The following is a 13,187-nucleotide window of genomic DNA, read 5'->3' on the forward strand; positions in this document are numbered from 1 at the left end:
TGTCGTGGAGCCTGCATGTCGTCGCCGTCCCCCTTGCTGCGCCTGTCGGGCGTGATCGCCGCACTCGTCTTCGTGGCTGCGGTCATCGGCTTCGGTGCCGGCCTCGACGGCTATGCGCAGGCCCGCCATCCGGTGGCGTTGCTGGGCGCGCAGGGGATGCCGCATGCCCTGGGCTTCAATCTGCTGGGCTTCATGCTGCCGGGCCTGCTGGCGGTGGTGGTGGCCGAATGCCTGCGCCGGCAGCTGCCGGCCACCGCGGGCTGGGCCCCGCGTGTGGGCAGCCAGATGCTGCTGCTGGCCGGCCTGGCGTTCGCCGCCATGGGCGTGCTGCCGCTGGATGTGGATGACCTGCACGGGCTGGCCAGCCAGCTGCATGCCAGCGCCTGGATGGTATGGGTGCTGGGCTTCGTTGCCGGCGCCCTGCTGCTGGGCACGGCGCGCCTGCGCGACACACAGGGCCGGGCATTGGGCGGGGTGGCGCCGGCCTGTGGTGTGGTTGCCGCGTTGGCAGCCTTCGCCCTGCAGGGCGTGCTGCCGGCGCCTCTGTCGCAGCGGCTGGCCTTCGCCTGCTGGGCGGTCTGGCTGGCGTTGGCGCTGCCGCTGTCGCGGGCCCGTTGAGACGGTCGCGGGGCCGCCACCGGGCCCACAGCCGTCGGACAGGATTGGAGACGTTTGCCGCACTGCGGTACGCTGTACCGCTTTGCCGCCGCATCCGCGTGTTCCATGACCAGCGCTGAACCCAACGCCTACGACCCGCAGCAGGTTGAATCCGCCGCCCAGCAGTACTGGGACGCCACCCGCGCGTTCGAGGTCGACGAGACTTCCGACAAGCCGAAGTACTACTGCCTGTCGATGCTTCCGTACCCGTCCGGTGCGCTGCACATGGGGCACGTGCGCAATTACACGATCGGTGACGTGATCAGCCGCTACAAGCGCATGACCGGCCACAACGTGCTGCAGCCGATGGGCTGGGACGCGTTCGGCCTGCCGGCAGAAAACGCGGCGATCAAGAACAGAACCGCGCCGGCGGCGTGGACCTACAAGAACATCGACCACATGCGCAGCCAGCTGAAGTCGCTGGGCTATGCCATCGACTGGTCGCGCGAGTTCGCCACCTGCCGCCCGGACTATTACGTCCACGAGCAGCGCATGTTCACCCGTCTGATGCGCAAGGGCCTGGCCTACCGCCGCAACGCGGTGGTGAACTGGGACCCGGTCGACCAGACCGTGCTGGCCAACGAGCAGGTCATCGACGGCCGTGGCTGGCGTTCCGGTGCGCTGGTCGAGAAGCGTGAGATTCCGCAGTGGTTCCTGCGCATCACCGATTACGCCCAGGAGCTGCTGGACGGCCTGGACGAGCTGGACGGCTGGCCGGAATCGGTCAAGACCATGCAGCGCAACTGGATCGGTCGTTCCGAGGGCCTGGAGATCCAGTTCGACGTGCGCGACGTCGATGGCGGCGTGCTGGATCCGCTGCGGGTGTTCACCACCCGCCCGGACACCGTGATGGGCGTGACCTTCGTCTCGATCGCCGCCGAGCACCCGCTGGCGCTGCACGCAGCGAAGAACAATCCGGAACTGGCCGCGCTGCTGTCGGAAATGAAGCAGGGCGGCGTGTCCGAGGCCGAGCTGGAAACCCAGGAAAAGCGCGGCATGGATACCGGCCTGCGCGCCATCCATCCGGTCACCGGCGAGAAGGTGCCGGTGTGGGTCGCCAACTTCGTGCTGATGGGCTACGGCACCGGTGCGGTGATGGCCGTGCCCGGCCATGACCAGCGCGACAACGAAGTGGCCAACAAGTATGGCCTGCCGATCGTGCAGGTCATCGCGCTGAAGGATCCGCGCAATGACGACGAGCGCAATTGGGATGGCGCGCGCTGGCAGGACTGGTACAGCGACAAGAACCGTGCCTTCGAACTGATCAATTCGGCTGAGTTCGACGGGCTGGATTTCCAGGGCGCCTTTGAAGCCCTGGCCGAGCGTTTCGAGCGCAAGGCGCAGGGGCAGCGCCGCGTCAACTACCGCCTGCGCGACTGGGGCGTGAGCCGCCAGCGCTACTGGGGCTGCCCGATTCCGGTGATCTACTGCGCCAAGTGCGGCGCGGTACCGGTGCCGGAAGAGCAGCTGCCGGTGGTGCTGCCGGAGGACGTCGCGTTCTCCGGCACCGGTTCGCCGATCAAGACCGACCCGGAGTGGCGCAAGACCACCTGCCCGGAGTGCGGCGGTGCAGCCGAGCGCGAGACCGATACCTTCGACACCTTCATGGAGTCGAGCTGGTACTACGCGCGCTACACCTCGCCGGGCGCGCGTGATGCCGTGGACAAGCGCGGCAACTACTGGCTGCCGGTGGACCAGTACATCGGTGGCATCGAGCACGCGATCCTGCATCTGATGTACTTCCGCTTCTACCACAAGCTGCTGCGTGACGCGCGGATGGTGGACAGCAACGAACCGGCCCGCAATCTGCTGTGCCAGGGCATGGTGATCGCCGAGACCTATTACCGTCCGAACCCGGACGGTTCCAAGGACTGGATCAATCCCGCCGACGTGGAAGTGCAGCGTGACGAGCGCGGCCGCATCACCGGCGCGACCCTGATCGCCGACGGTCAGCCGGTGGTGGTCGGTGGCACCGAGAAGATGTCCAAGTCGAAGAACAACGGCGTGGACCCGCAGGCGATGGTCGGCAAGTATGGCGCCGACACCGTGCGCCTGTTCTCGATGTTCGCCGCACCGCCGGAACAGTCGCTGGAGTGGAACGAGGCCGGCGTGGACGGCATGGCCCGCTTCCTGCGCCGCCTGTGGGCCCAGGTGCAGAAGCATGCCGCCGAGGGTGCCGCCCCCGCGCTGGACGTGGCCGCGCTGGACGGTGGCCAGAAGGCGCTGCGCCGCAAGACCCACGAGACCATCGGCAAGGTCGGCGACGACTATGGCCGCCGCCACAGCTTCAACACCGCGATCGCTGCGGTGATGGAACTGATGAACGCGCTGGCCAAGTTCGAGGACGGCAGCGAACAGGGCCGCGCGGTGCGTCAGGAAGCACTGCAGGCCATCGTGCTGCTGCTGAATCCGATCACCCCGCATGCCAGCCACGCCCTGTGGCAGGTGCTTGGCCATGGCGAGACGCTGCTGGAGGACCAGCCGTTCCCGCAGGCCGATGCCAGCGCGCTGGTGCGCGACGCGCTGACCCTGGCCGTGCAGGTCAACGGCAAGCTGCGCGGCACCATCGAAGTGGCCGCCGATGCCGCTCGCGAGCAGGTCGAGGCGCTGGCCCTGGCCGAGCCGAATGCAGCGAAGTTCATGGAAGGCCTGACGGTGCGCAAGATCATCATCGTCCCGGGCAAGATCGTGAACATCGTCGCCGCCTGATGTACCCCGCACCGGCCGCCTCCCGGCGGCCGGTGTTCCAGCAACGCGGGGGGCATGCGGTTGATGGCCCTGCGTTCACGCGGTCTCGGGCACGCTGTCTGTTGCCGTGATCGCCCGGCTCCGCCACACTGTTCTCCATGACCCGACTCCTGCTTGCCCTCGTTCTTGTCCTCGGCCTTGCCGGCTGTGGCTTCCATCTGCGCAACAAGCTGATGTTGCCGACCGACACCGCGCCGGTGAAGGTGGTCTCCACGGCCCCGTACAGTGAACTGGTCAAGCTGCTCAACCGCAGTCTGCAGGCGTCCGGCGCCAAGCTGGCGAGCGAGGATGGCAACGAACCCAGCACCCAGCTGCAGGTGTTGTCCGAACGCTGGGGCGACCTGCCGATCGCGATCGACTCGCAGGGCCGTGCGCAGGAATACAGCCTGCGCTACGCGGTGATCTTCATCTTCCGTCGCGAGGATGGCAGCGAACTGGTGCCGCAGCAGGTGATCGAACTGTCGCGCGACTACGTGTCGCCGCCCACCGACGCGACCGGTACCACCACCGAGCGCGAGATCCTGGCCGATGAACTGCGCCGGGAAATGTCGGCCTCGATCATCCGCCGCATCGACAGCGTGGTCCGTGCCGAAGTCGCGAAGGGGGGCAGCCTGTCCGCGCCGAAGCCGGTCGATCCTGCGGTTCCGGCCGAGCCGACACCGGCACCGGCCATCAAGCCCTGACCGGGACCGGCATGGAACTGCGTCCGGAGCAGCTGGCCAGCCAGGGCGCTGATACCCCGCTGTCGCCGGTGTACCTGATCGCCGGTCCTGAGACGCTGCGCGTGCTGGAAGCCGCCGACGCGGTCCGTGCGCGGGCGCGCGCCGCCGGCATCGGTGAGCGCGAGGTGTTCGACGCCGATGGTCGCGACTTCGACTGGGGCCAGCTCGACGCCAGCTTCAACGCGCCGAGCCTGTTCAGTGCCCGTCGCCTGGTGGAAGTGCGGTTGCCCAGTGGCAAGCCGGGCAAGGACGGCGCCGAGGTGATCAGCCGGTTCTGCGCCGATCCGGCACCGGACGTCGTGCTGATGATCACCGCCAACGAATGGAGCAAGGCGCACCAGGGCAAATGGGCTGAAGCGGTGGGCCGGGTCGGCGTGCTGTCGGTGGCCTGGGCGATCAAGCCGCATGAACTGCCCGACTGGATCGAGCGTCGCCTGCGCAGCAAAGGCCTGCGCGCGGATCCGGCCGCAGTGCAGCGCCTGGCCGAGCGCGTGGAAGGCAATCTGCTTGCCGCGGCGCAGGAGATCGACAAGCTGGCGCTGCTGGCCGATGGGCACGCGCTGGACGTGGAACGGATGGAATCGCTGGTGGCCGATGCCGCCCGCTATGACGTATTCCGGCTGGTGGAAGCCACGTTCTCCGGGCAACCGGCGGCGGTGCTGCGCATGCTTGCCGGCCTGCGCGGCGAAGGCGAGGCGGTGGCCGCGCTGATGCCGATCGTGATCCGGGAACTGCTGGCAGGTGCCGGGCTGGCGCGGGTGCAGGCACGCGGTGGCAACCTTGCCGCCGAGATGAAATCGCGCGGCATCTGGGAGTCGCGGCAGGCACCGTACAAGCGTGCGCTGCAGCGGCATCCGGAAGGCAAGCGCTGGGAACGTTTCGTGGCCGAGGCCGGGCTGGTCGACCGCATCGCCAAGGGGCGCGCCGACGGCGACGCCTGGCTGGCGCTGGAGCGCCTGCTGGTGGCCGTGGCCGAGCCGCGCGCCGTGCGGCTGCTGGCCCGGGCCTGATCGATGAGCCTGCGGGTCTATTACGGGGGCACCTTCGATCCGGTGCACCTGGGGCACCTGGCGATCGCGCGCGCCGCGCGCGATGAGCTGCAGGTCGCGGTGCGGATGCTGCCGGCGGCCGATCCACCGCACCGCCCGGTTCCCGGCGCGACCGCCGAACAGCGCTGCACGATGCTGTCGCTGGCCATCGGCGACGAGCCGGGGCTGCTGCTGGACCGGCACGAACTGGATCGGGCCGCGCGCTTTCCCGGTCGCCCGTCCTACACCGTCGATACCCTGCGCGAACTGCGCGGCGAGCTCGGTCCCAGCCGGCCCCTGGCCTGGCTGGTCGGCGCCGACAGCCTGCTGGGCCTGCCCGGCTGGCATGAGTGGGAGGCGCTGTTCGGCCTGGCCCACTTCGTGGTGGCGGAGCGGCCGGGCAGTCCACTGCAGGCCTCGGTCGACGGCGAGCTCGGCCGTGTCCTGGAAGGGCGGTGGGCCAACAGCGAACAGGACCTGTTTGCCAGTCCGGCCGGCCGCATCCTGCGCCTGCACCATCCGCTGCGCGGGGAATCGGCCAGCGCCGTGCGCGCGCAGATCGCCGCGGCAGGGCCCTGGCGTGCCCTGCTGCCGCCGGCGGTGGCCGACTACGTGGCCGCGCAGCGGCTGTACCATCCGGCAACACCGTGAATGCCGCGACCGCGCCATCCCCGTATAATCGCCCCCACGTTTATCGAGTCGATCCACTTTGAGCAACCAGACCCAGCCCCAGACCATCAAGGTCGATCTGCCCAGCCCGCCGCCGTCCGTGCCGGAACTGCTGGCCAGTGTCCGTCAAGCCACCGAAGACCTGAAGGCCAAGGACCTGGTCGAGATCGACGTGCGCGGCCGGTCGAGCGTTGCCGATTACCTGGTGATCGTCTCGGGTACTTCGACCCGCCACGTCAAGTCGATCGCCGACGAGGTCGTGCGCTTCGCCAAGAAGATCGACGTGATGCCGCTCGGGGTTGAGGGCGAGCGCGAAGCCGAGTGGGTACTGGTCGATCTGGGCGACGTCATCGTCCACGTGATGCTGCCGCGCGTGCGTGAGTTCTACGCCCTCGAGCGCCTGTGGACGGTCGGTGACCAGCCGCCGTCCAGCGACGACGAAGTGGCCTGAGCCGCACGTTGATGCATCCCTTCGACGGCGCCGATGGCGCCGTCGACGTTTTCGAGGAGCGCTGATGAAAGCCCGCCTGATCGCCACCGGTGAACGCGCACCCAGTTGGGTCGCGCAGGGGTTCGCCGAGTACCAGAAGCGGCTCTCGCACTGGCTGCCGTTCGAGCTGGTCGAGATCGAGCCCGGCCTGCGCGGCAAAGGCCGCGATCCACGCCGTGCCACCGAGGACGAGGGCCGGCGGGTGATCGCCGCGCTGCCGAAGAATGCCTACGTCGTGGCGCTGGATGTGCCCGGCCGCCAGCTCAGTTCCGAACAGCTGGCGCAGCGCCTGGAGCATTGGCGGGGACAGGGCAGGGACCTGGCGTTCCTGATCGGCGGTCCCGAGGGGCATTCGCCCGAAGTTTCGGCATTGGCCGACGAGAAGTGGTCGATTGGTCCGCTCACGCTGCCGCACATGCTGGTGCGGCTGGTCGTGGCGGAACAGCTGTACCGGGCCGCCGCAATGATTGCAAATCACCCCTACCATCGCGCGTGAAGAGCCGTTATACTGTTCGTCTGCCCGAATAGCTCAGCCGGTTAGAGCACTTGACTGTTAATCAGGGGGTCGTTGGTTCGAGTCCAACTTCGGGCGCCACTTTCAGAAACCTGCATCGCGAGATGCAGGTTTTTTTTTGCTCTACAGAGTCAGCGCTCCTCGCCAGAACGCCACCAGTGTGGCGATCGCAACGGCCAGGATGGCGCCGAACAGCACCCACTCCCAAGGCGTGAACACCTGTTCGCCACGCTGGCGACGGGTCAGCGCGAACAGCGCTACGCCCGGCACATACAACAGCACCGACAGCAGCAGGTTGTGCAGGCCACCGGCATACACAAGCCACAGCGCGTACGCGCTCGCCAGCAGCGCGACGCTGAAGTCGCGCCAGCGGATTCCTGCTTCGCCGCCCGCATAGGCCTGACCACGCCAGGCCAGCTGCACGCCGAATGCCGTGGACAGGAAATAGGGCACCAGGCTCATCGATGCAGCCAGCAGTACCAGGCCGGTATAGCTGCCGGAATTCACCAGCACCAGCAGCAGGAACAACTGGATCAGGCCGTTGCTCAGCCAGAGCGCATTGGCCGGCACGCCGCGCGCATTCTCGCGGCCAAGGAACGCGGGCATGGTGCCGTCGCCGGCAGCCGCATACAGCACCTCGGCGCACAGCAGTACCCAGGCCAGCAGGGCGCCAAGCACCGAGATGATCGAACCGATGATGATCACGGTCGCGCCCCATTCGCCGACGATGGCGCGCAGCACGTAGGCCATCGATGGATTGGGCAGGGCGGCCAGCTCGGCCTGCGACAGCACGCCCATCGACAACAGGCTCACCAGGACCAGCAGCAGCCATACGCCGAGAAAGCCGATCACGGTCGCGCGCCCTACATCGGCACGACGCGCAGCGCGCCGGGAATAGATGCTGGCGCCTTCGATGCCGATGAACACCCATACGGTCACCAGCATCATGCCGCGCAGCTGCTGGCCGAGATCGCCAAGTGCGGGGGTACCCAGGAAATCGGCGCCGAACACGTCCATGCGGAACGCGCCGGCGGCCAGGATGAGGAACAACGCAATGGGCAGCAGCTTGGCCACCGTGACCAGGCCGTTGACGATGGCGGCAGTGCGCAGGCCGCGCAGCACCAGCAGGTGCACGGTCCATAGCAACAGCGACGAGGCGGCCACCGCTGCCGGCGTATTGCCTTCACCGAACACCGGCATGAAGTGGCCGAGGCCACTGAAGATCAGCACGAAGAAGCTGGCGTTGCCGAGTACCGAGGCAACCCAGTAGCCCCATGCCGCGGAGAAGCCGATGTAGTTGCCGAAGCCTTCCCGCGCATACGCGTAGATGCCGGTATCGAGGTCCGGCCGGCGGTTGGCCAGGGCCTGGAACACGAAGGCGAGCATCAGCATGCCGGCGCCACTCACCGCCCAGCCGATGATCGCGGCGGCCGGACCGGCGCTGCGCGCCACGTTCTGTGGCAGGGAAAAGATGCCGGCGCCGACCATCGAGCCGACCACCAGAGCGGTCAGTGCAGCCAGGCCCAGCCGTTGTGAGGTCGCAGCCATGAATCTCCCCTGCGGCAGCGCGGCCGCAGGGGCACAGTAGCGGCAGTGCCGTGAAGCCGCATGCAACATCTGCAACGACGGAGGCCCGGGCATGTGCCCGGGCCTCCGAAGGTGATGCTGCAGCGACGATCAGTTGAAGGTGTACTTGGCACCGACCGTGAAGTAGCGGCCGATGGCTCCGCTGAAGTGCAGCGGGTTGTAGTTCACGCCGCCATAGGTGGTCGGATCGAGCGGTGCGATGCGATCAAACACGTTCTGCACCGATGCGTTCAGTTCAAAGGCTTCGGTGATGTTCCAACGACCGGACAGGTCGAAGGTGGTGAACGAGGAGATCTTCTCGACCGGCGAGCCATCCTCGTAGAACGCCAGGTAGTCGCCGCCACGGCGGTCCTTGTTCTCCAGCTTGCTGATGTAGTTGGCGACGCCGCTGACACTCCACGGGCCCTGCCTCCAGGTGGTGCCGAAGTTGATGCGGTCCTTCGGCGTGCCGATGCAGTTGGTGACGTCGCAGTTGCCGTGGGTGCCGGCGTAGTCGACCGTCACATCGGCATCGGTGCGCTCGAACTTCAGCACATGGCTCCACTGCAGATCCATTTCCAGCTGGCCCGGACCGATATCGAAGGTCTGGCGGATATCGGTGTCGATACCGCGCACGCGGGTGGAAGCGGCGTTGATGTACTGCGTGTTGACCGCCAGGATGCTGCCGGTGCCGGCAATGCCGTTGAGCAGGTTGGTGTCGCGCAGGACGTTGCCGGCGGCAATGGCGTCGGCGGTGCTGCCCTGGGCGATTTCGTTGGTGCGCTTGATCTGCCACGCATCCACCGTCATCGAGGTGGAGGAGGTCGGCTGCAGCACGATACCCACCGAATAGCTCTTGGATTCCTCCGGCTTCAGGTCGCTGTTGGGGCGGGTGATGATCGCCACCGAGCGTGCGGTGCATTCGGCTTCACTGATGGCGCAGCGCACCGGGTCGCGGGCGTTGGAGAAGGCGGCCAGGCCACCGTCGCCGTTCTCGGCCGGGTTCGGCGCGCGGAAACCTTCGGCGTAGCTGGCGCGCAGCGCGATCCAGTCGGCCGGGGTCCACTTCACGCCCAGCTTCGGCGTCGCCTTGCCTTCACCGCTCTCGTACTTGTCGTAGCGCAGTGCACCGGACAGCTCCAGCTGTTCCAGCACCGGCGCGGACAGTTCGACGTATCCGGCATACACGTTCTGGGTACCGTCATAGGCCGAGTAGCCCAGGCCGATGATGTCGCCGGTGTCGGTGAACGTCTGCGGGGTCAGGCTGTTGCTGGTCTTGCGCCACTCGGTGCCCATCGCCAGGCCGAGCGGGCCACCCTTGAGGTCCATCAGGCTGCGCGACACGGTGAAGTCGAACATGTCCAGGCTGGACTTGGCGCGTGCACTGATCTCCGGCGAGATGAAATCGTACAGCGCCTGCGAGTTGAGGTTGGCGTTGTCGCCGATGCGCCATACGCCACCGGCACAGTTCGGGTTGGCCAGTGCACAGCGGACGTTGTCGTAGTGCAGGAAGCCGGTACGACGGTTGATCAGGTCGGTGCCGGAGTGCAGGTAGGCGGTGTCATAGTTCCAGTCGCCCCAGTTGCCCTTGACGCCCACCAGGAAGCGGTTGAACTCGTTGGTGTTGTTGGTCACGCGCGGACCAACGTCCCAGGCCGAATAGCGCAGGCGCGAGGCCTGGCCGGGAATCGGGTTGTCCGGATGATCCGGGCCGAGCACGGTGGCACCGGAACCGCTGTTGGCGTTGACCGGTCCTTCCGGGTAGCCCCAGCCGCCGGACACGCCCGAGGGCGTGTTGCTGAAGGTGGTTTCCTTCTTCGAGTAGCCGATCTCGGTGTAGATCTCGCCGCCTTCGCCGAAGGCGAAGCTGGCACGTCCGAACACGTTGATGTACTTCTCTTCCGGGCTCAGGTCACGGAACTTCTGCGCCGGATCCCACAGGCAGCCCTGCTGCTGTGCGGTCGCATCGGTCTGGCCGGGAATGCTGGTCAGATTGGCACAGCCCGGCAGAGCCACCAGGAACGCGGGATTGTCGTCGTCGACATTGCGGTCGTCGAACACCGAGCCGTTCGGGCCCACGCCACCGGCAGTACCACCGGACAGGTAGGCACCGCCCAGGAACTGCGCGTCGGCGGCGGAATAGCCCCAGCGACGGATGTCACCGGTGCCGATCCACTTGCGGTTCTTGCGATCGCCGATCTTGATCGCGTCGGTCTTGCCGACGTCCAGGCTGAAGAATGCGTTCCAGCCATCGGTGGCCAGGTCGCCGGTGCCTGCGGTCAGCGTCGCCTTCTTGGCATCGCCGTCGCCGTCGCCGGAGACGCCGTAGGAACCGCGCAGGATCGCGCCCTGGAAATCGCTGCGCAGGATGATGTTGACCACGCCGGCGATGGCGTCGGAGCCATAGATCGCCGATGCGCCGTCCTTCAGAACTTCCACGCGCTCCACCGCATCCAGCGGAATGGTGCTCAGATCGGTGAAGACCTTCTGGCCGTCGTCAGCCAGGCCGTAGGTGGCCATGCGGCGGCCATTCAACAGCACCAGCGTCGAGCCGGCGCCGAGGCCACGCAGGGAGATGCCGGCGCCGCCGCCGGCAAAGCCGTTGCCGAAGGTCTTGGGAATCGAGCCGGAACCGTCGGCGGTCAGGGTCTGCAGGTATTCGGCGACCGTGGTCTTGCCGGTGCGGTCGATCTCCTGGCGGGTCACCACCTGCACCGGGGACGGTGTCTCGGTATTGGTGCGCGGGATGTTCGAGCCGGTGACCGTGATGCGGTCGAGATTGGTGGCCTGCTCCTGGGCGAAGGCGGAGGAGGAAACCACGGCGCCGGCCAGCAGCAGGGTGCTGCCGGTAAGGATGTGAGTGATGGACGATGCCAGGGTGTCACGGCGGCTGGCGGGCCGATGGATCGGGTGTTTCACAGCTTCTCTCCTAACTGGAAAACCTTGCGTTGAGGGCTGTCGCCGGATCAGGTCCGGGACGGGCCAATCTAGGTTTCCGGCAGGTGACGGAGTCGTGAAATTTTGCTTAATCGGCAGCGCGCGGACGGGCGGTGTGCGGATTCGCAAACCCGGTCGCGGATTCCGGCCCGGCCTGAGGCCGGGCCGGTGCAGCGGTCAGTCGGGCAGCGAGAACTGCACCGGCACCATGCCGATGGCAGGCACCGCCACGCCGTCATGCTGGGCGGGCTCAAACCGCCAGTGGCGCAGCACCTGTTGGCGTGCGGCCTGGTCCAGGCTGCGCGAACCGCTGCTGCGTTCGATGCTGACCGCAACAGGCTGGCCGTTGCTGTCCACTTCCACGCGCAGCAGGACCGTGCCCTGTTCGCGGTTGCGCAGCGCGGGGATGGGATAGGCCGGGGGCGGCGCACTGCGGTACTGCAGCTGGGCTCCCGCCAGCGGCGTAGCTGCCGTCGGCGTCGGCGGCGCCATCACGGCGGTCGGTTCGGCGGCCGGCAGGACGATGCCCGGCGCGTCTTCGACCGTTGCGGTGGGGGCTGGCAGCGCCGGTGCGGTCGGCACCGCCTGGGAGCGGGGGGCGACCTTCACCTGTTCGGGTTCGGTGGGCAGGATCGGCGGAGGTTCCGGTGTCTCGACCTTTTCGATCCAGCGGACCGTGGTCGTGTCACGCGGGGCCTGTACCGCCTGGTAGGTGGCGGGGATGAGCAGCAGCAGCAACGCCAGCAGATGCAGTGCGATGGCCGCGCTCCAGGCGGCGATGCGGGCGGGGTCGAAGTGCGCGGATGCAACGGGATACGTACGAACCATGGTCCATCTCCGTGCCAGTGTCGAAAGACGTCAACGCACCAGGGCCGCCATCGGGGTTTGCCGCACGCGGCTGGCAGCCAAGCATTAGCGCGTCGTGGCCGCCATTGCCTAGAGGCATGTCAGGCGATGTTGAACTGGCCTTCATCTACGCAACGGGGCCGGAGACCTTTCCGCTGGAAAGGCATCCGGCCCCGTGGGCAGCAGATCAGGGCAGGGCGCTGTCCGGCGGACAGTGCCCCCGCCGTGCCGGGTCGTCAGCGACCCAGCTCGAACACCACGTCCAGGTTGACCGAAACGGTGGATTCGCCCGGCGCGACCGGCGTAGCCTTGTCCATGGCGGCCGAGGCCATCTGTGCCCGCATCATCGGCACCGGGCGGAAGCCGCCGTTGCTGTTTTCAGAGATGCTGACGATGCGGCGCACCTGCAGGCCCAGCGACTTGGCATAGGTCTGGGCGCGCGCCTGTGCCTTCTTCAGCGCGGCCAGGCGGGCTTCGTCATAGACCGGCTCCGGCTGGTCGATCTCGAAGCTGGGGCCGTTGATCTGGTTGGCGCCCTGGGCGGCCAGCGCATCGAGCACCCGGCCCAGCTTGGCGATGTCGCGGACCTTCAGGCTGACGGTGTTGCTGGCCTGGTAGCCGGTGATCTTCGGCGCTTCGTTGTCGGCATAGCGGTACTGCGGGTTGAGGCTGACGCCGCTGGTCTGCACATCGCGCTCGGCGATGCCGGCCGCCTTGATCGCGGCCAGCACCTTGTCCATCTGCTGCGCATTCTGGCGCATGGCGCTGTTGCCGTCGGCGGCCTGGGTGACCACGCCGGCCGACAGGGTGGCCACATCCGGCACACGGGTCGCTTCGGCGTTGGCCGAAATGTTCAGCAGGGTGCCCTCGGCCGGGGCGGCGATCGGCGGCGGCGGGGCGGCATGGGCGGACATCGAGGCTCCAAGGGCGAGGGACAGGGCAAGCAGCAGCGGGGAGGCGGTCAGGCGCATGGGATCTCCTTGTTGTGGCGTGAGGGTGGTGTCGTAGCG

General features: G+C 67.5%; 11 protein-coding genes and 1 tRNA gene. 8 read left to right on the forward strand and 4 right to left on the reverse strand.

Going from position 1 to position 13,187, the window contains the following annotated elements; translation table 11 throughout:
* Nucleotides 1-15: 15 nt before the first annotated feature.
* The 8 genes from ACVOJ1_RS00330 (at nt 16) to ACVOJ1_RS00365 (ending at nt 6,909) form a co-directional block, all read left to right on the forward strand.
* Nucleotides 16-618 (forward strand): DUF998 domain-containing protein, encoded by a 603-nt coding sequence (locus tag ACVOJ1_RS00330; RefSeq protein ID WP_346479880.1) that lies wholly within the window; start codon nt 16-18, stop codon nt 616-618.
* A 105-nt stretch (nt 619-723) separates the two neighbouring features.
* A complete protein-coding gene (gene leuS / locus ACVOJ1_RS00335; protein ID WP_346479881.1) occupies nt 724-3,366 on the forward strand; it encodes a leucine--tRNA ligase in 2,643 nt (880 codons plus the stop codon).
* 137 nt (nt 3,367-3,503) lie between these two features.
* Entirely contained in the window at nt 3,504-4,088 is a 585-nt protein-coding gene (locus ACVOJ1_RS00340) for an LPS-assembly lipoprotein LptE (protein ID WP_053520122.1), read from the forward strand.
* A gap of 11 nt (nt 4,089-4,099) precedes the next feature.
* A complete protein-coding gene (holA, locus tag ACVOJ1_RS00345) occupies nt 4,100-5,137 on the forward strand; it encodes a DNA polymerase III subunit delta (RefSeq protein WP_053520121.1) in 1,038 nt (345 codons plus the stop codon).
* Nucleotides 5,138-5,140: 3 nt separating this feature from the next.
* Nucleotides 5,141-5,806: a nicotinate-nucleotide adenylyltransferase gene (nadD, locus tag ACVOJ1_RS00350; protein ID WP_180876096.1), complete on the forward strand. Its 666-nt coding sequence runs from the start codon at nt 5,141-5,143 to the stop codon at nt 5,804-5,806.
* A 58-nt stretch (nt 5,807-5,864) separates the two neighbouring features.
* The gene (gene rsfS / locus ACVOJ1_RS00355; RefSeq protein ID WP_053520119.1) at nt 5,865-6,275 is read left to right on the forward strand and encodes a ribosome silencing factor; all 411 of its coding nucleotides are present in this window, start codon (nt 5,865-5,867) and stop codon (nt 6,273-6,275) included.
* Between the two features lie 64 nt (nt 6,276-6,339).
* Entirely contained in the window at nt 6,340-6,810 is a 471-nt protein-coding gene (gene rlmH / locus ACVOJ1_RS00360; RefSeq protein ID WP_019662111.1) for a 23S rRNA (pseudouridine(1915)-N(3))-methyltransferase RlmH, read from the forward strand.
* Between the two features lie 22 nt (nt 6,811-6,832).
* A tRNA-Asn gene (locus ACVOJ1_RS00365) sits at nt 6,833-6,909 on the forward strand.
* 42 nt (nt 6,910-6,951) lie between these two features.
* Here the strand turns inward: ACVOJ1_RS00365 and ACVOJ1_RS00370 are convergent.
* From ACVOJ1_RS00370 to ACVOJ1_RS00385, 4 genes are all read right to left on the reverse strand, one after another.
* Nucleotides 6,952-8,376 (reverse strand): basic amino acid/polyamine antiporter, encoded by a 1,425-nt coding sequence (locus ACVOJ1_RS00370; protein ID WP_065174868.1) that lies wholly within the window; start codon nt 8,374-8,376, stop codon nt 6,952-6,954.
* A 129-nt stretch (nt 8,377-8,505) separates the two neighbouring features.
* Nucleotides 8,506-11,313: a TonB-dependent receptor gene (locus ACVOJ1_RS00375; RefSeq protein WP_065174869.1), complete on the reverse strand. Its 2,808-nt coding sequence runs from the start codon at nt 11,311-11,313 to the stop codon at nt 8,506-8,508.
* 195 nt (nt 11,314-11,508) lie between these two features.
* A complete protein-coding gene (locus ACVOJ1_RS00380) occupies nt 11,509-12,159 on the reverse strand; it encodes an energy transducer TonB (protein ID WP_065174870.1) in 651 nt (216 codons plus the stop codon).
* Between the two features lie 254 nt (nt 12,160-12,413).
* The gene (locus ACVOJ1_RS00385) at nt 12,414-13,148 is read right to left on the reverse strand and encodes an SIMPL domain-containing protein (RefSeq protein WP_053516775.1); all 735 of its coding nucleotides are present in this window, start codon (nt 13,146-13,148) and stop codon (nt 12,414-12,416) included.
* Between the last annotated feature and the right edge of the window lie 39 nt (nt 13,149-13,187).

Source organism: Stenotrophomonas sp. STEN225 (assembly GCF_056756445.1).

Bases quoted from the DNA above. Each gene is read 5' to 3' on its own strand.
- ACVOJ1_RS00340 (WP_053520122.1), top strand. From the start codon at position 3,504: ATGACCCGACTCCTGCTTGCCCTCGTTCTTGTCCTCGGCCTTGCCGGC.
- nadD (WP_180876096.1), top strand. From the start codon at position 5,141: ATGAGCCTGCGGGTCTATTACGGGGGCACCTTCGATCCGGTGCACCTG.
- ACVOJ1_RS00370 (WP_065174868.1), bottom strand. From the start codon at position 8,376: ATGGCTGCGACCTCACAACGGCTGGGCCTGGCTGCACTGACCGCTCTG.
- leuS (WP_346479881.1), top strand. From the start codon at position 724: ATGACCAGCGCTGAACCCAACGCCTACGACCCGCAGCAGGTTGAATCC.
- rlmH (WP_019662111.1), top strand. From the start codon at position 6,340: ATGAAAGCCCGCCTGATCGCCACCGGTGAACGCGCACCCAGTTGGGTC.
- ACVOJ1_RS00385 (WP_053516775.1), bottom strand. From the start codon at position 13,148: ATGCGCCTGACCGCCTCCCCGCTGCTGCTTGCCCTGTCCCTCGCCCTT.
- ACVOJ1_RS00380 (WP_065174870.1), bottom strand. From the start codon at position 12,159: ATGGTTCGTACGTATCCCGTTGCATCCGCGCACTTCGACCCCGCCCGC.
- holA (WP_053520121.1), top strand. From the start codon at position 4,100: ATGGAACTGCGTCCGGAGCAGCTGGCCAGCCAGGGCGCTGATACCCCG.
- ACVOJ1_RS00330 (WP_346479880.1), top strand. From the start codon at position 16: ATGTCGTCGCCGTCCCCCTTGCTGCGCCTGTCGGGCGTGATCGCCGCA.